Origin of the sequence: Solidesulfovibrio sp. DCME (assembly GCF_049995385.1) — a bacterium.
In the GTDB taxonomy this organism is placed as follows: Bacteria; Desulfobacterota; Desulfovibrionia; order Desulfovibrionales; family Desulfovibrionaceae; genus Solidesulfovibrio.
This window is the reverse complement of record NZ_CP188261.1, coordinates 2460703-2477657: the sequence shown is the minus strand read 5'-3', so window position 1 is coordinate 2477657 and position 16955 is coordinate 2460703. Positions and strand designations below refer to the sequence as shown.

Annotated in this window: 17 protein-coding genes; all 17 read right to left on the bottom strand. The window is 66.6% G+C overall.

Annotation, left to right across the window (positions count from 1 at the left end; all coding sequences use genetic code 11):
• Nucleotides 1-10: 10 nt before the first annotated feature.
• The 17 genes from guaA to ACP59X_RS10560 all read right to left on the bottom strand — a co-directional run bounded on the left by guaA (nt 11) and on the right by ACP59X_RS10560 (nt 16939).
• Nucleotides 11-1561, bottom strand: coding sequence for a glutamine-hydrolyzing GMP synthase (gene guaA / locus ACP59X_RS10640; protein WP_428569162.1), 1551 nt, complete (start codon nt 1559-1561; stop codon nt 11-13).
• A gap of 1 nt (nt 1562) precedes the next feature.
• Nucleotides 1563-3020, bottom strand: a complete 1458-nt coding sequence (gene guaB, locus ACP59X_RS10635) for an IMP dehydrogenase (RefSeq protein ID WP_428569159.1) — start codon at nt 3018-3020, stop codon at nt 1563-1565.
• Nucleotides 3021-3054: 34 nt separating this feature from the next.
• Entirely contained in the window at nt 3055-3762 is a 708-nt protein-coding gene (locus tag ACP59X_RS10630; RefSeq protein WP_428569156.1) for an ABC transporter ATP-binding protein, read from the bottom strand.
• A complete protein-coding gene (locus tag ACP59X_RS10625; RefSeq protein WP_428569153.1) occupies nt 3755-4540 on the bottom strand; it encodes an ABC transporter ATP-binding protein in 786 nt (261 codons plus the stop codon). Before ACP59X_RS10625 ends, ACP59X_RS10630 begins: the two co-directional genes overlap by 8 nt.
• A gap of 1 nt (nt 4541) precedes the next feature.
• Nucleotides 4542-5588: a branched-chain amino acid ABC transporter permease gene (locus ACP59X_RS10620; RefSeq protein ID WP_428569150.1), complete on the bottom strand. Its 1047-nt coding sequence runs from the start codon at nt 5586-5588 to the stop codon at nt 4542-4544.
• Between the two features lie 49 nt (nt 5589-5637).
• The gene (locus ACP59X_RS10615; RefSeq protein ID WP_428569145.1) at nt 5638-6522 is read right to left on the bottom strand and encodes a branched-chain amino acid ABC transporter permease; all 885 of its coding nucleotides are present in this window, start codon (nt 6520-6522) and stop codon (nt 5638-5640) included.
• A 101-nt stretch (nt 6523-6623) separates the two neighbouring features.
• Nucleotides 6624-7787, bottom strand: a complete 1164-nt coding sequence (locus tag ACP59X_RS10610) for an ABC transporter substrate-binding protein (RefSeq protein WP_428569142.1) — start codon at nt 7785-7787, stop codon at nt 6624-6626.
• Nucleotides 7788-7931: 144 nt separating this feature from the next.
• Entirely contained in the window at nt 7932-9125 is a 1194-nt protein-coding gene (locus ACP59X_RS10605; RefSeq protein WP_428569139.1) for an ABC transporter substrate-binding protein, read from the bottom strand.
• A 127-nt stretch (nt 9126-9252) separates the two neighbouring features.
• The gene (locus ACP59X_RS10600; RefSeq protein ID WP_428569136.1) at nt 9253-9855 is read right to left on the bottom strand and encodes a tetratricopeptide repeat protein; all 603 of its coding nucleotides are present in this window, start codon (nt 9853-9855) and stop codon (nt 9253-9255) included.
• Nucleotides 9845-9982 carry a CcmD family protein gene (locus ACP59X_RS10595; protein WP_428569134.1) on the bottom strand — a complete coding sequence of 46 codons (138 nt, stop codon included), beginning with the start codon at nt 9980-9982 and terminating at the stop codon, nt 9845-9847. Before ACP59X_RS10595 ends, ACP59X_RS10600 begins: the two co-directional genes overlap by 11 nt.
• A gap of 10 nt (nt 9983-9992) precedes the next feature.
• Nucleotides 9993-10652 carry a cytochrome c biogenesis protein gene (locus ACP59X_RS10590; protein WP_428569132.1) on the bottom strand — a complete coding sequence of 220 codons (660 nt, stop codon included), beginning with the start codon at nt 10650-10652 and terminating at the stop codon, nt 9993-9995.
• Between the two features lie 7 nt (nt 10653-10659).
• Nucleotides 10660-11337 (bottom strand): heme exporter protein CcmB, encoded by a 678-nt coding sequence (locus tag ACP59X_RS10585; RefSeq protein WP_428569129.1) that lies wholly within the window; start codon nt 11335-11337, stop codon nt 10660-10662.
• Nucleotides 11331-12002, bottom strand: coding sequence for a heme ABC exporter ATP-binding protein CcmA (ccmA, locus tag ACP59X_RS10580; protein ID WP_428569126.1), 672 nt, complete (start codon nt 12000-12002; stop codon nt 11331-11333). Before ccmA ends, ACP59X_RS10585 begins: the two co-directional genes overlap by 7 nt.
• 1 nt (nt 12003) lies before the next feature.
• A complete protein-coding gene (locus ACP59X_RS10575) occupies nt 12004-13902 on the bottom strand; it encodes a heme lyase CcmF/NrfE family subunit (protein WP_428569123.1) in 1899 nt (632 codons plus the stop codon).
• 130 nt (nt 13903-14032) lie between these two features.
• The gene (locus ACP59X_RS10570; protein WP_428569120.1) at nt 14033-14446 is read right to left on the bottom strand and encodes a cytochrome c maturation protein CcmE; all 414 of its coding nucleotides are present in this window, start codon (nt 14444-14446) and stop codon (nt 14033-14035) included.
• A gap of 21 nt (nt 14447-14467) precedes the next feature.
• Entirely contained in the window at nt 14468-15532 is a 1065-nt protein-coding gene (locus ACP59X_RS10565; RefSeq protein WP_428569118.1) for a hemolysin family protein, read from the bottom strand.
• Between the two features lie 198 nt (nt 15533-15730).
• Entirely contained in the window at nt 15731-16939 is a 1209-nt protein-coding gene (locus ACP59X_RS10560) for an alginate O-acetyltransferase AlgX-related protein (RefSeq protein WP_428569115.1), read from the bottom strand.
• Nucleotides 16940-16955 lie beyond the last annotated feature (16 nt).

Below are 16955 nucleotides of genomic sequence, written 5' to 3'. Positions count from 1 at the left end.
AACGCAGCGCCTATTCCCACTCGATGGTGCTTGGCGGCTTGGAGGAGACGTCGAAGACCACGCGGTTGACGCCCTTGACTTCGTTGATGATGCGGTTCGACATGGACGCCAACAGTTCCGAGGGCAGCCGTGTCCAGTCCGCCGTCATGGCGTCCAGGCTGTCCACCACCCGGATGGCGGCCACGTTTTCATAGGTGCGGCCGTCGCCCATGACCCCGACGGTCTTAAGCGGCAGCAAAACGGCGAAGCCTTGCCAGACCTTGCGGTACCAACCCGAGGCGGCAAGCTCGTTTTGCACGATCTTATCCGTTCGGCGTAAAATCTCAAGCCGTTCCTCGGTCACCTCGCCGATGATGCGGATGGCCAGGCCGGGTCCGGGGAAGGGATGGCGCCAGATGATGAAATCCGGCATGCCAAGCTCCACGGCGAGCTTGCGGACCTCGTCCTTGAACAGCTCGCGCAACGGCTCGATGAGCGAAAGCTTCATGTGCTCGGGCAAGCCCCCGACGTTGTGGTGGCTTTTGATGACGGCCGAAGGCCCCTTGAAGGACACGGACTCGATGACGTCGGGATAAAGGGTGCCCTGGGCCAGGTACTTGACCTTGGGGAGCTTGGCCGCCTCGGCCTCGAAGACCTCGATGAAGGTCGTGCCGATGATCTTGCGCTTGACTTCCGGGTCGGTCACCCCGGCCAGGCGGTCGAGGAAGAGCCTGGCGGCATCGATGTAATGGAGGTTGAGGTCGAAGTGCTCGCGCAGGTAGGCGGCCACCTCCTCGCCCTCGCCCAGGCGCAAAAGCCCGTTGTCCACGAAGATGCAGTGGAGCTTTTTGCCGATGGCCTTGTGCAGCATGACCGCCACGACCGTGGAGTCCACGCCGCCGGACAGGGCGCAGACCACCTCGTCGTCGCCGACTTTTTCGCGAAGGACCTTAAGCTCCGTCTCGACGAAGCCGGCCATGGTCCAGCCCGGGGTCAACCCGGCGACATGGAACAGGAAGTTGTGCAGGATGCGCTCGCCGTCCTCGGTGTGGGCCACCTCGGGGTGGAACTGCAGGGCGTAGACCCGGGCTTCGACGTTGGCCAGGGCGGCGATGTCCACGTTTTTCGTGCGCGCGGCCACGACAAACCCGGCCGGGGGCGCGGTCACCTTGTCGCCGTGGGACATCCAGACCGTGTGGGCCCCCTCCCGGGGCAGGCCGGCGAAAAGGGGCACGTCGGCCAGGATGGAAAGCTCCGCCCGGCCGTATTCGCGGTCCGTGGAGGCGGCCACCGCCCCGCCGGGCCGGGTGTGGGCGAGCAGTTGCATGCCGTAGCAGATGCAAAGCGTGGGCAGGCCCAGGTCGAACACGGCCGGGTCGAAGGGTGGCGCGTCGGCGTCGGTGACGCTGGACGGGCCGCCGGACAGGATGAGGGCCTTGGGCTTCAGGGCGGCGACGTCCTTGGCCGTGACGGTGCAGGGATGGATTTCCGAGTACACGCCGGCCTCACGCACGCGGCGGGCGATGAGCTGGGTGTACTGGGACCCGAAGTCCAGGATGACGACGGTATCGGTGGCGGGCATGCTAGTAGGTCTCCACGCGGTAGTTGGGGGCTTCCTTGGTGATGATGACGTCGTGGACGTGGCTTTCCCGAAGGCCGGCCGGCGAGATGCGCACGAACTTGGTTTTTTCCTGCAAGTCCGTGATGGTGGCGCAGCCGCAGTAGCCCATGCCGGAGCGCAGGCCGCCGACGAGCTGGTAGAGGCTGTCGGTGACCGGCCCCTTGAACGGCACGCGGCCGACGATGCCCTCGGGCACGAGCTTTTTGGATTTTTCCTGGAAGTAGCGGTCGGAGCTGCCCTCGCGCATGGCGTCGATGGAGCCCATGCCGCGGTAGATCTTGTAGGTGCGGCCCTGGTAGAGCACGGTTTCGCCAGGGCTTTCCTCGGTGCCGGCGAAAAGCCCGCCCATCATGACCGTGTCGCCGCCGGCGGCCAGGGCCTTGACGATGTCGCCCGAGAACTTGACGCCGCCGTCGGCGATGAGCCGCTTGCCGGCTTCGCGGCAGGCTTTGGCCGCCTCCATGATGGCCGTGATCTGCGGCACGCCCACGCCGGCCACCACCCGGGTGGTGCAAATCGAGCCCGGCCCGATGCCGACCTTGACCGCGTCGGCCCCGGCAGCGATGAGCGCCTTGGCCCCCTCGTAGGTGCCGACGTTGCCGGCCACGAGCTGGCAGTTCGGGAAGGCGGCCTTGATGGCCCGGATGGCGTCGAGGATGTTTTTCGAATGGCCGTGGGCGGAATCGAGGACCAGGAAGTCGGCCCCGGCGGCGAGCAGGGATTCGGCCCGCTCGTCGCGGTCGGCGCCGACGCCGATGGCCGCGCCCACGCGCAGCCGGCCGTGGGCGTCCTTGCAGGAATTGGGGTACTTGCGGATCTTCTCGATGTCCTTGATGGTAATGAGCCCACGCAGCTTGTTGTTCTCGTCGACGACCAGCAGCTTTTCGATGCGGTTTTGATGCAGGTGGTGCTTGGCTTCCTCGAGGGTGGTGCCGACAGGCACGGTCTTGAGGTTTTCCCGGGTCATGACGTCGCGGACCTTGGTCACGGAGTCCTTGACGAAGCGCACGTCGCGGTTGGTGACGATGCCGACCAGGGTGTCGCCGTCGACCACGGGGAGGCCGGAGATGCTGTATTCGCCCATGACGACCAGGGCCTGCTCCACGGTCATCTCGGGCGGCACGGTAATGGGCGAGATGATCATGCCGGATTCGGACTTTTTGACCTTCTCCACTTCCAGGCGCTGGTCGGCGATGGACATGTTCTTGTGGACCACGCCCACCCCGCCGCTGCGGGCCAGGGAAATGGCCATGCGGGACTCGGTGACGGTGTCCATGGCCGCGCTGACCAGGGGGATGTTGAGCTTGATCTCCGGGGTCAGCCAGGAGGAGACGTCGGCTTCGTCGGGGAGCACGTCGGAATAGTCCGGCAACAGCAGCACGTCGTCGAAGGTGAGCCCGGTTTCGATGATTTTTTCCATTGCGCGTCGCTCCTTCCCCGGGGGGGAGGCTTTTCTAGTCCAGGCCAAGATAGGCCGAGCGCACCTTGGGGTCGCTCAAGAGGTCCTTGGCCGGCCCCTCCAGGGTGAGGGCGCCGGTTTCCAGCACATAGCCGCGATGGGCGATCTGCAGGGCCATCTGGGCGTTCTGTTCGACCAGAAGCACGGTCACGCCGTCGGCGTTGATCTGCCGGATGATTTCGAAAATGTTTTCCACCACCAGGGGCGCCAGCCCCAGCGACGGCTCGTCGAGGAGCAGGAGCTTGGGCCGGGCCAACAGCGCCCGGCCGATGGCCAGCATCTGCTGCTCGCCGCCGGAAAGGGTGCCGCCCATCTGGGAACGCCGCTCGCGCAGGACCGGAAACAGGTCGTAGACCTTGTCCTCGTCGGATTTGAGCCCGGCCTTGTCCCGGCGCAGGTAACCGCCCATGAGCAGGTTCTCCTTGACCGTCAGGCGCGGGAAGATCATGCGGCCTTCGGGGACCTGGGTGATACCAAGGGACACGATGCGTTCCGTGGACAGCCGGGTGACGTCCTGGCCAAGAAAGGTGATCCTGCCCTGTTTGGGCGGGGTGACACCGGAGATGCTCATGAGGGTGGTGGTCTTGCCGGCGCCGTTGGCGCCGATGAGCGTCACGATCTCGCCGGCCTCGATGCGCAGCGTCACCCCGCGCAGGGCCTGGATGTTGCCGTAGAAGGTGTGGATGCCCTCGATCTCAAGCATGGGCCGCCCCCTTGCCGAGGTAGGCCTCGATGACGTCGGGGTTTTGGCGCACCTCCTGGGGGGTGCCGTCGGCGATCTTCACGCCGTGGTCCAGGACCACCAGGTGCTTGCAGATGCGCATGACCAGCTTCATGTCGTGTTCGATGAGCACCACCGTGACGCCCCGGGCCAGGATGGCGTGGATGAGGTCGACCAGGGACTCGGTTTCGCGGGGGTTCATACCGGCGGCCGGCTCGTCCAGCAGCAGGAGCCTGGGCCCGGTGGCCAGGGCCCGGGCGATCTCCAGGCGGCGCTGGTCGCCGTAGGAGAGGCTGGAGGCCTGGGCCAGGGCCTGCTCGCCCAGGCCCACGAAATCCAGGCATTCCATGGCGTCGTCCACGATGCGCCGCTCCTCGGCCCGCTGGGAGCGGGTGCGCAGCACGGCGCCGAAGAAGTTGGCCGCGGTGCGGCAGTGGCGGCCGATGCGGACGTTGTCGAGCACGGTGAGCGAGGAAAACAGCCGGATGTTCTGGAACGTCCGGGCCACGCCCAAGGCGGTCATGCGTTCGGGCTTCCTGCCGGCCACGTCCTTTTCCCCGCCGTCGCCGGCAAAGAGGATGCGGCCTTCGGTGGGCTTGTAGATGCCGGCCACGCAGTTGAACATGGTGGTCTTTCCCGCGCCGTTGGGGCCAATGAGCCCCAGGATGGCCCCCCGCTCCACGGCGAAGGACACGTCGGCCAGGGCGAGCAGGCCGCCGAAGCGTTTGCTCACCCCGTCCACTTTCAGAATATGCTCCATATTACGCCGTCCGCCGCGCGGCAAGCTTTGCGCGCAATTCCTTGATGAGTCCGCTTTGCATGGTCGTTTCCGCTACCTGGGTGAAGATGCCGGCCGGGCGATAGCGCATGATCAGCACCATGATGAGGCCGTAGGCCAGAAATCGGGTTTCCGTGGGCAGCCCGAGCCTGGGCAGGGCGACCCGCAGCACTTCGCCCAGGGCGATGAGGATGACCGCGCCGACCAGGGCGCCGTTGATGTTGCCCAGGCCCCCGAGCACGACCATGCACAACACCAGAAAGGATTCCCAGAACTTGAACATGTCCGGGGAGATGAAAAGGGTCCACCGGGCGAAGAAAGCGCCGGCCATGGCCCCGATGCCGGCCGAGACGGCAAAGGCGATGACCTTGTAGGCCAGCAAATCCACGCCGCAGGAGGCGGCGGCCATGGAGTCCTCGCGAATGGCCAGCCAGGCCCGGCCCAGGCGCGAATCCTCCAGCCGGCGCATGCCGAAGTACACGAGCAGGACCATGAGCGCGCCCAGGTAATAGTACGGCACCTCGCCCCGGAAGGCGTAGCGCCAGCGGGCGTCGACGCCGAGCAGCGAAGCCAGCCAGGTGAAGTTGATGTCCACCGGGGCGATGCCGGGAATGCCGAGCGGCCCGCGCGTGAGCCATATCTCGTTGGTGAGAAACAGCACCACCAGCTCGGAGAAGCCGAAAGTGACGATGGCGAAGTAGTCGCCGACCAGTCGCAGGGTGGGCACGCCGAGCATGACCCCGAACAGGGCGCCGTTTATGGCGGCCAAGGGCACGATCAGCCAGAACGACATGTTGTAGTGGATGGTCAAAAGCCCGGCGGTGTAGGCGCCGATGCCGTAAAAGCCCACGAAGCCCAGATCCAGCAGGCCGCAAAAGCCCGGCAGGATGTTGAGCCCCATGGCCAGGACCATGTAGACCATGATCAGGACCAGGACGTGCAGGACGTAGACGTCCCGGAAAGGCAGGAGCGGGTAGGCCAGGGCCGCCGCCGCCAGGAGGAAGGCAAGTGTCTTGAGTGCGCCGCGCATGCTCGTTCCGATCGGGGTATGGGCGGCCGGCGCAACCCGGCCGTCCGGGTTAGGCTTTTTCCACCATGGACCGCCCGAGGAACCCCGACGGGCGGAAGATGATGACCAGGATCATGACCGCGTAGGCCACGCCGTCGCGGTATGGCGAGGAAATGTAGCCCGCGCCGAGGGTTTCGGCGATGCCCAGCGCCACGCCCCCGAGCATGGCTCCCGGCACGGAGCCGATGCCGCCGAGCACGGCCGCGGCGAAGGCCTTGACCCCGGCCAGGTAGCCCATGGTCGGGTACATGGTGTTGTAATACATGGAGACCATGACCCCGGCCACGGCCCCCATGCCCGACCCCAGGGCAAAGGTGAAGGAAATGAGGCGGTTGACGTTGATGCCCATGAGCGCCGCCGCGGTACGGTTCTGGGCCAGGGCGCGCATGGCCGTGCCGGTGCGGGTCTTGGTGATGATGAGGTTTAGGCCCACCATGAGCACCAGGGCCACGACGTAGATGGTCACCTGCATCCAGCTGATGGTGACGTCGGCGAAATTCAGGGCCGGTTCGGCGAAAAAGGCCGGCAGGGCCTGGCGGGGAAAGGGCAGGGGCCGGCTGCCCCAGATGATCATGGCCAGGTTTTGCAGGAAGATGGACATGCCGATGGCGGTAATGAGCGCGGCCAGACGCGGCGCCTCGCGCAGGGGGCGGTAGGCGATCACGTCGAGGAGCACGCCGATGGCGGCCGTGGCCAGCATGGCCAAAAGCACGGCCAGGGGCAAGGGCAGGCCCAAGGAAATAAAGGACAGGGTCAGGAAGGCCCCAAGCATGTAGATTTCGCCGTGGGCGAAATTGATCAGTTCGATGACGCCGTAGACCATGGTGTAGCCCACGGCGATGAGCGCGTAGATCAGGCCCAGGGTGAATCCGTTGACGAGCTGTTGTTCGAGCAACGTCCGCTCCGAAACGAGGTAGAGTGTTGCGCCCGGGCTTTAACGCGAACAGGCTGGAACCCGGTCCAGCCTGTTCGCTATGAAGCCTTTGCCTCTCGCGCCTAGTTCATCTGCTTGGGCGCGGGGATGAACTTGCCGTCCTTGACCATTTTGACGAAGGCGGGTTTCTGGCAGTCGCCGTTGGCATCAAAATAGTTGACGCCGGTGACGCCCTTGTAGCCCTTTTCGGGGGAGCTCATGCCGGCCAGGTAGTCGCGGATCTTGGCCCGGTCCGGGCCGGCCTTGGCGATGGCCTGGGCGAGCATGCCGGCCGCGTCATAGGCGTTGGCGCTCATCCAGTCAACCTCGCGGTTGTACTTGGCCTTGAAGGCGTCGATGAATTTCTTGGCGTCGGGGCCGGCGGTCTCGGCCAGGAAGGGGGCGGTCAGGTAGGTGTCGTCGGCGGCGGCCCCACCGAGCTTGATATAGTCGGCGTTGTCGAAGCCGTCGGCCCCGAACTTGGGTACGCTGAGGCCGATCTTCTTGGCCTGGTCGGCGATCAGCGCGCCTTCGGGATAGTAGCCGGCGATGAAAAGGCCCTGGGGCGCGGCGGCCTTGAGCTTGGTCAACTGGGGCGTGAAGTCCTGGTCGCCCTTCTTGTAGGCTTCCTCGCCGACGACGCTCAGGCCGAGCTTCTTGGCCTCTTTTGCGAAGGCGTCCTTGAGGCCGATGCCGTAGTCGTTGTTCTCGTAGAACACGGCCACCTTTTTAAGCCCCAGGACCTTGTCGATGTAGTCGGCCAGAAAGGTGCCCTGGAAGTCGTCGCGGTAGACGTTGCGGAACGACCAGGCCTTGCCCTGCTCGTCCTTGTTCTTCGTGCTGATGGACACGTTGGTGGCCGTGGGCGTGATGGCGGCGATGCCTTCGCGCACGTAGGCCGGCAGGGCGGCCAGGTGGGCCGAGGAGCACAGGTGGCCGACGATGCCGACGATGGCTTCGTCGTTGACGATGGAGGAGGAAACGGTGGCAGCCTCGCGGGGCTCGCACTGCTCGTCGAGGTAGACGGCCTCGATCTTCTTGCCGTTCACGCCGCCGGCGGCATTGAGTTCTTCCAATTTCATGACCACGCCGGCCTTGACGTTCTCGCCGAAACCGGCGGCGCTGCCGGTATAGGGCGAGGGCACGGCGATCTTGATCGTGTCCGCGGCCGACGCCAGGCCGGCGGTCAGGGCCAGGCCCAATGCCGCCACGAGGGCGATGGACCGCGAAAACATCCTGCTGCGCATAGCACCTTTCCTCCCGTTGGGATTCCCTTTCCTCGCACCTGTTCCCCAGTTTCGTCACGCGAGACGCGTCACGGGCCTGGTGCGGACAAGCCCCGCGCCGATCCGGCAAGCATTCACCAAATCGCCAAAAAAGGCAACGGAAGCTCACTCCAACTGCTGCGGCGCCGGCACATAAGCGCCGTTTCGCACCATTTTGACGAAGGCCGGTCGCTGGCAATCCCCGTTTGCGTCGAAATAAATCGGGCCGGTGATGCCGGCAAAGCCGTCGGCTTCGGCCGCCCTGGCGGCCAGGGCGGCCCGAATCCTGCCCCGGTCGGGGCCGGTCGCCGCCGCCGCCAGCAGGACCCCGGCGGCGTCGTAGGCGTAGACGCCCATCCAGGTCGGCTCCCGGTGGTAACGTTCCTTGAAGTCCGCCACGAACCGGGCGGCGGCGGAACCGGGCGTCGCGTCCAGGGCCGGCGCGGTCAGGTACGTGTCCTCGGCGCCGGCGCCGGCCAGGCGGATGTAGTCCGGGCTGTCCAGGGCGTCGGCTCCGAATTTGGGCACGGCCAGGCCGATCTTTCGCGCCTGGTCGGCAATGAGCGCCCCTTCGGCGTAGTAGCCGGCGATGAAAAGCCCCTGGGGAGCGGCGGCCTTGACCTTGGTCAACAGGGCCGTGAAATCCAGGTCGCCCTTCTTGTAGGCCTCCACGGCGACCACGGCCAGGCCCCGGCGCCTGGCCTGCTTGAGAAAGGCCTTTTTGAGGCCAAGGCCGTAGTCGTTGTTCTCATAAAGCAGCGCGGCCCGGCGCAGGCCCAGGACCTTGGCCATGTACTTGGCCAGGAACTTGCCCTGGAAATCGTCGCGGTAGACGGTGCGAAACGACCAGACCCGGCCGTCCTCGTCCCGGTTTTTGGCCGCAATGACCACGCTTGTGGCCGTGGGCGTGACCACGGGCAGGCCCTCGCGCACGTAGGTCGGCAAGGCGGCCAAGTGGGCCGAGGAACACATGTGGCCGACCAGGCCGACGATGTCCGGGTCCCTGGCGATGGAGGCGGCGACCAGGGCCGCCTCGCGCGGTTCGCACAGGTCGTCGAAAAAAACGGGCTCGACTGGCCTTCCGCCGATGCCGCCGGCGGCGTTGACCGCTTCCACCCGCATGACCACGCCGGCCTTGATGTCGTCGCCGGCGGCGGCCACCGGGCCGGTCAGGGGGGCGGCCACGGCGATCCGGACGGCCCCGGCCGCCTGGGCCGCGCCCGGGGCCAAGGTCAGGGTCAGGGCCAGGGCCAGGGCCAAGGCCATGAGCCAGGCTGCCAGATACGGCCCCATGGCCAAGAACGCACGTCGCTTGCGCATCGCCGCCTCCCCTTGCCCAGATTGCGGCCTGCGGCCGGTCGCCTGGGCTACGGGCGCCCCGGGGTCGCCCGCCAAGGCCCGGCCTTACCCCGCCGCCCCTGGCCGGCCCTGCCGGCCCAGCGGAAACCTACTGGGGCGCCTTGCCCTCCAATTCCTTCCGGGCCGTGGCCTTGGTCTCCGGATCGGCCTCGGGCGAGGCGATGACGGCCTTGAAACCGGCGGCGGCCTTTTCGGGCTGCTCGAGGGCGTATTTGTTGAGCAGGGCCAGGTTGAAAAGCGCCCGGTAATCCCCGGCGTTGCGGGACAGGATCGCCTCGAAGGCGGCCTTGGCCCCATCCTGGTCCTTGAGGTTGTACAGCGTCACGCCCAGGGCGTTGAGCACATCCGGATCGTCGGGGCGCACCTTGGCGACCTTGTCCAGGAAGACCTTGGCCCGGTCGAACGAGCCCATGGCCATGAAACGCTCGGCCATGGCCAGTTGCAGGCCCGGGTCATCGGGGTTTTCCTGGAGCTTTTGCATCAGCGCCATGACTTCCTTCATGGGCCCGTTCATGGCCTGGCTCATGGCGTCCGGCATGGTGGCCTGGGATTTCTTCTGGTGCACCTCGAGGCTTGGCCGCTCTAGGCGGTAGACAAAGGAGGCACCGAAAATCACAAGCAGCACAAAGCCCAAAAAGGCCAGCACCATGCGGCCGGAGGCATTGGGGCCGCCGGGGCGATCAATCGTCATGCAAACCCTCCAGGCGCTCGAGCCGCTTGCGCAGCCGCTTCTGGGAGACGGCCAAAAAGGCGACGTAACAGCCGATGCCGACCCAGACAAGGATGTTGGCGGCAAACAGGTACACTTCTTTTCCCATGGTCGATTCCTTACCGCGCCCGCCGGGAAAGGCCCGACAGCGTCGCCGCCAGGCCCAGCTGGCGGGTGCGCAAGACCAGCAGGGCCAGCCACAGCAGGCCCATGGCCACGAGGTTGGCGATCATGGCCCGCCACATCTCCGGCTCCATGCCGCCCCCCTGGGGGCCGAACACGGCCGGATGGATGCTGCGCCAGTAGCGGGCCGAAATGAAAACAAGCGGCACGTCGAGAAAGGCCACCACGCCAAGGACGGCCAGGACCGCGTCCTTGCGCCCCCCGCCCACGTCCGAGGCCCGCAGGAGCAGGTAGGCGGCGTAGATGAACCACATGACCAGCGTGGTGGTGAGCCGGGGGTCCCAGGTCCACCAGACGTTCCAGATGGGCCTGGCCCAGCACATGCCGGTTATAAGCGCCAGGCCGGAGAACAGCACGCCGACCTCGCAGGCCGCGCCGGCCAGCCGGGCATACACCGGGCGCCGCCTGGCGAGGTAGAGGATCGAGGCCACGAACACGACGAAAAAGCTCACGAAGGACCACCAGGCCATGGGCAGGTGGGTGTAGAAAATCTTCTGCACCACGCCCATGCTCGCCTCCACGGGCGCGTCAAACCAGATGGCCCACTGGGCCAGGATGGACAAGGCGGCCGCGGCCAGGGCGCAAAGCTCGATCATGGAAGCGTCATTCCTCCCCGGTGTAGAGAAACGGAAAGAGGATCAGGGCGGCGGCGGTAAAGACCGCGTCAAAGGCCCCCACCGTGCCGGCCCAGGCGGAAACGGCCTCCAGGCCCCGGCCGGAAATCACGGTTTCCAGGAGCCGGATGCCGGCCAGCAAGACCGGAATGAGCAGCGGGAACAGGATCACCGTCAAAAGCGACTCCCGCGACGACCGGCCCACGGCCAAGGCGCCCAGCAGCGACCCCAGGACGCACAAGCCCCAATCCACGGCGGCCACGACACCAACGCCCACGGCCAGCGAGCCGGCCACGGACTGGCCGAGAAAGGCCACCGCCGCCGGGGCGAATACCATCTGGCAGCAAAAAAGCAACACCCAGCCGGCCACGGCCTTGCCCAGCCACACGGCCTGGACCGGACAGGGCGCGAGCAGCAGCCCCAGGCGCGCCCCCTCGGCCTCCTCCAGCCCGTAGAGATAATTGAACACAAGCACCTGGCCGAAGGCCGTGGCCAGCCAGAAGACGGCGGCGGCGGCCAGGGGCGGCGACATCTCGCCGGGCTCGCGCGACAGGCTCATGATGAAGATGAGCAGCAGCCCCAGGAGCACGGTCTGGACCAGGCCCTGGGCGCCGGCCAGGGACAGGCGCAGGTCCTTGGCGGCAATGGCCCAGGCGGCCCTCAGCATACGCCCTCCCCGGCCAGTTCGGCCGGGTCGAAGGCCGCGGCCGGGACATCGGCGGCGATGCGGCGGTCTTTGATGACCAGGACCCGGTCGCAGGCGGGCAGGTCGGCGCCGATGGTGTGGCTGACCCAGAGCACGGCCGCGCCGGCCTCGGCGGCGGCGCGGATCTCCCGGCGCAGCATGGCGGCCGAGGCCGGGTCCAGGCCCGTGCCCGGCTCGTCGAGGAGCAGCAGTTTCGGGGCGGTCAAAAACACCCGGGCCAGGCTCAGGCGCTGGGACATGCCGCGCGAAAACACCCCGGCCTCCTCGTCGGCGAAACCGGCCAGCCCCACCCGGGCAAGGGCCGCCAGGACGGTGGCGTCGTCGCGGGGCCGGCCGGCGAGCCGCAGCCAGAAACGCAGGTTGGCCCGGGCGGTGAGCTTGGGGTAGATGAGCGTGCGGTGGCCGACGTAGCCGATCTCGCCCGGCGCCAAGGCCAGTTCCACCTCGCCTTCGCTTGGCGGCATGAGCCCGGCGGCCAGGCGCAGCAGGGTCGACTTGCCGGCGCCGTTGGGGCCGACGACAAGCACCACCCGGCCGGGTTCGATGTCCAGGTCGATGCCGCGCAACACGGCGCGCTCGCCGAAAAACCGGCTCACCCGATGCAAACGGGCCAGGGCGCCGGCCATGCTACCCCCGCTCCCCTCCGGTTTTCGGCCGGCGAAGGCTCAAAAAGGGTGCCAGGCACATGATGGCCCCGCCGATCCAGACCCAGTTGACCAGGGGATTGACGCTGATCTTGATGCTGGCGGCCTTCTTTTCCGTGGCGCTCAACAGCGTCGCGTAGAGCTCGTCGCCAAGCGACGGAATGGTGGAGACCTCGGCGAAGGGCTGCTCGAAGCCGGTGTAGATGCGCCGCTCGGGGGTAAGCTCGCCCACGGGCTGGCCGCCCCGGGTCACGTCGATGCGGGCCCGGGCGATGGTCATGGCCGGGTTCTGCTCCTGCTCCAGGTCCTTGTAGGTGAGCGTGAAGCCGCCGACGTCCATGGTGCGGCCCGGCGTGAGCACGGCTTCCTTGCTGACCTGGTAGGGGCCGGAAAAGGCCACGCCCAGGGTGACTAGCGCCAGGCCGACGTGCACGCCGTAGGCGCCGAGGGCCCCGGACAGGCTGCGGGCATGGCGCTGGCGGACAAAGACATAGAGCGCGCAGGCCAGGGCGGCGATGGCGGCCGCGCCGGCGAAAAGGGCCACGGGCAGCCGCAGGCCAAGGGCATAAAGGATCGCCCCGCCGCCGGCCAGCCCGCCCAGGGTCACGCCGAGGCCGGCCTTGTCGCGCAGGCCTTCGGTCCAGGACATGAGCGGACAAAAGGCGACGAGACAGGTGACCAGGGCGAACAGCGGCAGGCAGACCCGGTTGTAGAAGCCGGCGTCCAGGCCCACGGGGTTTTGGCTCCACAGCTTGCTGATGACCGGCCACAGGGTGCCGAGGAACACCACGGCGGCCAGGGCCAGCATGAGCCAGGCCAGGATGACCAGAAAGCCCGGTACGCTGACCAGCGTGGCCAAGGGCTTGAACCGGCCCTCGAAATAGGGTGCGCCGGCCAGCAGCGTGGCCGCCAGCACGACCAGGGAAAAGATCATGAACAGCAGCAGCGGGCCGCCCACGCCGCCCTCGCCGAAGGCATGGAGCGATTCGACCACGCCGCTGCGCACCAGGTAGGTGCCCAGGATGCAGGTGACGAAGGTGACCACGGCCATGGCCACGTTGGATTTGGGCAAGGCCCTGGTGCGCCGCTCGACGATGGAGGTGTGCAGGGAGGCCGTGCCCACCAGCCAGGGAATGAGCGAGGCGTTTTCCACCGGGTCCCAGGCCCAGTAGCCGCCCCAGCCGAGCTCCATGTAGGACCACCAGCCGCCGAGCACGATGCCGGCGGTGAGGAATATCCAGGACAGGATGGAAACGTTGCGGGAGGCGGCGGCGAAGGAGCGCTTCTCGCCCACAAGCCAGGCGGCCAGCCCCAGGCAGGCCGGGATGGCGTAGCCGGCGTAGCCCAGGAACAACAGCGGCGGATGGAAGATCATGCCGGGGTTGCGCAGCAGGGGATTGAGCCCCCGGCCCTGGGGCATGGGCGGCACGGCCTCGAGGAAGGGGTTGCTCGGGCCGGTCAGAAGCAGCAGGAAAAAGGCCTCGACCACGTAGAAAAACAGCCAATAGGCGCAGCGCGTGGCCGGCTGCAAGTCCTTGTAGGCCCGCGAGAAGGCAAACCCCGCGCCGAAGACGGCCAAAACCAGCATCCAGAACAGCAGCGACCCGGCCTGGCCGGCCCAGAAGGCGGTGACGGCGTAGAAAAGCGGCAGCAGCGTATCGGTGTATTCGGCCACGTAGACAAAGGAGAAGTCGCGGCGCCACAGGGCCAGGGTCAAAATGGCCGAAGCCAGGAGCACGGCGGCCAAAACCGCGTGGTGGGCGCGCTCGATGAGCAAAAGCCTGGAGGTGTCGCGCTTCCACAGGCCGAAAAGGGCCGTGGCCGCGCCGGAAAGGCAGACGAGCATGGCCATAAGCAGGGCAAAATACGCCGTAACGTGCATCAAGGCTCCTTTGTCGCTTCAATGGCCGTCCGCCCGGCCGGCCGGATCACGGCGCGGGCCGGCAGCGAGGGCCGGGGAACGGGCCGCCCGCAACCGGTCCGTCCCGACCGGCCGGCGGCAGCCCCTACGCTTAGCCGCGGTTTTCTTTCTGGTACTTCGACGGGCACTTGGTCATGAGGGTATTGGCGGCAAAGGCGCCCGAGGCGGGATTGACGCCGCCTTCCACGATGACCTCGACACCGGGCTTGAAGGTGTCGGGCACGGCGCCCTTGAAATCGACCCGGATGGTCTTGGCGGCCTGGTCCTTGTCCACGAGCAGGAAACTCACGCCCAGGGCGTCGGCCGGCCGGTCGATGCCGTCCTCGGCCACGGTGCCGAAAAGCCGCGCCTTGGAAAGGTCGGCGGGCTTCATGGCCAGCGCCTCGGAGACGTTGAGGAAATAGGCGGTGTTCTCGCCCAGGCCCGAAGAGAGCAGATAGCCGAGTCCGCCCAGAAAGAGGACCAGGGCCACAAGGTACATGGGAGCGTTGCTTTTTTTGGCCATGCGTGCGTCCGTTTGGGGTTCCTAGGGAATGGCGGCGTCCTTGCGGTCGCGCATCTGGCGCAGGAGCTCCTCGCGCCGGGTCTTGGCGAGTTCGCGCATGTCGGCCACCTGGTCGGTTTCGTCGACGATCTCCTTGCCCAGGATCTCTTCCAGCACGTCCTCCAGGCTGACCACGCCGGAAACCCCACCGTATTCGTCGAGAACGACGAAGAGGTGCATACGCGATTCCAGAAATTTTACCAGTACCCGATCCAGGGTCATGGTGTCGAGCACGAAGCGCACGGGCTTGGCCAGGTCGGACAGGCGCACGTCGTCCTGGTCGTTGGCCAGGGCCTCGAGGACCTCGCGGCGGTAGACGATGCCCACGATGTTCTCGGGGTCGTCGGCGTCGTAGACCGGGATGCGGCTGTGGGGCCACACGCCCCGGCGGATGCCCCTGGCCTCGGCCACGGTCATCTGCGCCGGCAGGGAGAAGACGACCGTGCGCGGGGTCATGATGTCGCTGGCCGTCTTGCGGTCCAGGGACAGGATATTTTTTATGGACAGCTCTTCCAGGGGCTTGATGATGCCCTCGCGCCGGGTGAGGCTGACCACGGCCCGCAGGTCCTCCTCGGAGGACAGGGGGTCGCGGTGCTTGCGTGAAACGAGCCTGGCCAGGCAGCCACCCGCCCAGATGATGGGCAGCAGGGCTAGGATCATGTATTTCATGGGCGCGGCGATGAGCACGGAAACCGTGCGGCTGTAGGTCACGCCCACGGTCTTGGGCAGGATCTCGCCAAAGGCCAGGATGAGCACGGTGAAGCCGGCGGTGAAAAGCCACAACTCGTCCGGGCCGAAGACCGCCGCCCCGGCCGCGCCGGCCACGGCCGCGCCAGCGGTGTTGGCGATGGTGTTACACGTCAGGATGGCCGTGATGGGCTTTTCCACGTTCACACGCAGGTTATAAAGAATCTCGCCGCTTTGGCGGCCGTCCTTACGCAGCCGCTCGATCCAGCTCCAGGGCACGGCATAGAGAGCCGCCTCGCTCATGGAGCAGAAGGCGGACACCAGGATGGCCAGGCTCACGGAGACGATCAGGGTCACCATGGACGCATCCCCCTCGGCGAGGGCCGGCTCAGGACAGACAATTGCGGAGGTTCCGGGGCATCGGCCGGGGACGAGGCAGGCGTATCGTGTTCCATAAAAAGGGGGGGAACTCCTCGCGCGGGGCGCGGCGTAACCGTATTTCCTTTTTCCTTTTACGAATTCCCGAACCGGTTGTAAAGGCGCCGGCCGGTCGCGACACTATTTTCCAGGCGCGGCGGCCACGGCGTTTTTGATCTGGAACCGGCCGCGCAGGGGCGGCAGGATGTAACGCTCGGTGTATTCGTCGATGACGATGTCCGGCTTTTCCCGTTCGACGAGCGCCGTGTCGAAAAAGCGGAACTCGGACTCGCTTTGGGGCCGCAGCCAGACATAGAGGGCCTTGTTGAAGGATTCGGCGACAAAGGGCAGCAGTTCCCACCAAAACGAGTCGTGAAAGACGAGGGCGTTGGGCAGGGAGGCGTTGCCCGTGTAGGAGTACTGCGGCTCCTCGAAGTAATGCGGATCCATGCTGCCGGAATAGGACGCGCCCCGGGCGGTGTACCAGTCCTTGTTGACGTACATGATGCGGTCTTCCTTGAGATGATCGGACAGGCCGATCATGTTGGCCAGATCTCCCGGCAGCCAGTCGAACCGCTCCACTTCGAACTGGGACCGCGTCAGCGGCTTGACCTGCGGGAAATCCTTGACGATGTGCCGGATGATCTCCGTATAGGCCGCGAACGCGCCGTTGGCGTTCCAGTGGCTGTCCGTGATATAGAAGACCTGATCGTGTTTTTTTTGCTCCATGAGCGCCGCCGTCACGTCCACGATGTCGACCTGGGTCGCCTCGCGCACGTAATCGACGAACTGGGACAGGTGGCTTTCCGGCTTGCGCGGCCGCAGGGCGTCGGGCAGTTTTTCCGGATAGACGGTGTTCTTGTTGGGCGCCACGATGACGAGGTAGCGGATGCCCCGGGCGGCCAGCCACTGGCGGCGGCGCTCCATTTCCCGGGCGATCACGTCCACCGAGGGTTCGGGCAAGGGATCGGCGGACCGGGCGTCCTCGATGATGTTGCGCGAGCCGTCCTGGGCCAGGAACAGCCAGTGGTCCTTGCCGGCCACCACCTGGGAATTGGTCGAGGTGGAGGCCAGGACGAAGGTGTCCAAAAAGCTGTTCCAGGTAATGAGCATGGTGCGCAGGTTGTAGTGGCGCTCCAGATAGCCGCGCCGCACGGTATTGAACCACTTGGCCCAGGTGTCGGGGTCGCCGGTCACGGTGACGAGTTTGGCGCCGCCGGCTTCGGCCACGAGGGTGCGCGGGGCGAACTTGAGGAACCGGTCGGCGGTGGGGGCGACGACGAGGGCCACGAAAAGCAGGGCGGACAGCACATAGACGGTGCGCCGAAAAGGGGTCGGGATGGTTTGCAAAATACGTCTTCCCGGG

Excerpts from the sequence above, each read along its gene's own strand:
- guaA (WP_428569162.1), bottom strand. The coding sequence starts at position 1,561 with ATGCCCGCCACCGATACCGTCGTCATCCTGGACTTCGGGTCCCAGTAC.
- guaB (WP_428569159.1), bottom strand. The coding sequence starts at position 3,020 with ATGGAAAAAATCATCGAAACCGGGCTCACCTTCGACGACGTGCTGCTG.
- ACP59X_RS10630 (WP_428569156.1), bottom strand. The coding sequence starts at position 3,762 with ATGCTTGAGATCGAGGGCATCCACACCTTCTACGGCAACATCCAGGCC.
- ACP59X_RS10625 (WP_428569153.1), bottom strand. The coding sequence starts at position 4,540 with ATGGAGCATATTCTGAAAGTGGACGGGGTGAGCAAACGCTTCGGCGGC.
- ACP59X_RS10620 (WP_428569150.1), bottom strand. The coding sequence starts at position 5,588 with ATGCGCGGCGCACTCAAGACACTTGCCTTCCTCCTGGCGGCGGCGGCC.
- ACP59X_RS10610 (WP_428569142.1), bottom strand. The coding sequence starts at position 7,787 with ATGCGCAGCAGGATGTTTTCGCGGTCCATCGCCCTCGTGGCGGCATTG.
- ACP59X_RS10605 (WP_428569139.1), bottom strand. The coding sequence starts at position 9,125 with ATGCGCAAGCGACGTGCGTTCTTGGCCATGGGGCCGTATCTGGCAGCC.
- ACP59X_RS10600 (WP_428569136.1), bottom strand. The coding sequence starts at position 9,855 with ATGACGATTGATCGCCCCGGCGGCCCCAATGCCTCCGGCCGCATGGTG.
- ACP59X_RS10595 (WP_428569134.1), bottom strand. The coding sequence starts at position 9,982 with ATGGGAAAAGAAGTGTACCTGTTTGCCGCCAACATCCTTGTCTGGGTC.
- ACP59X_RS10590 (WP_428569132.1), bottom strand. The coding sequence starts at position 10,652 with ATGATCGAGCTTTGCGCCCTGGCCGCGGCCGCCTTGTCCATCCTGGCC.
- ACP59X_RS10585 (WP_428569129.1), bottom strand. The coding sequence starts at position 11,337 with ATGCTGAGGGCCGCCTGGGCCATTGCCGCCAAGGACCTGCGCCTGTCC.
- ccmA (WP_428569126.1), bottom strand. The coding sequence starts at position 12,002 with ATGGCCGGCGCCCTGGCCCGTTTGCATCGGGTGAGCCGGTTTTTCGGC.
- ACP59X_RS10575 (WP_428569123.1), bottom strand. The coding sequence starts at position 13,902 with ATGCACGTTACGGCGTATTTTGCCCTGCTTATGGCCATGCTCGTCTGC.
- ACP59X_RS10570 (WP_428569120.1), bottom strand. The coding sequence starts at position 14,446 with ATGGCCAAAAAAAGCAACGCTCCCATGTACCTTGTGGCCCTGGTCCTC.
- ACP59X_RS10565 (WP_428569118.1), bottom strand. The coding sequence starts at position 15,532 with ATGGTGACCCTGATCGTCTCCGTGAGCCTGGCCATCCTGGTGTCCGCC.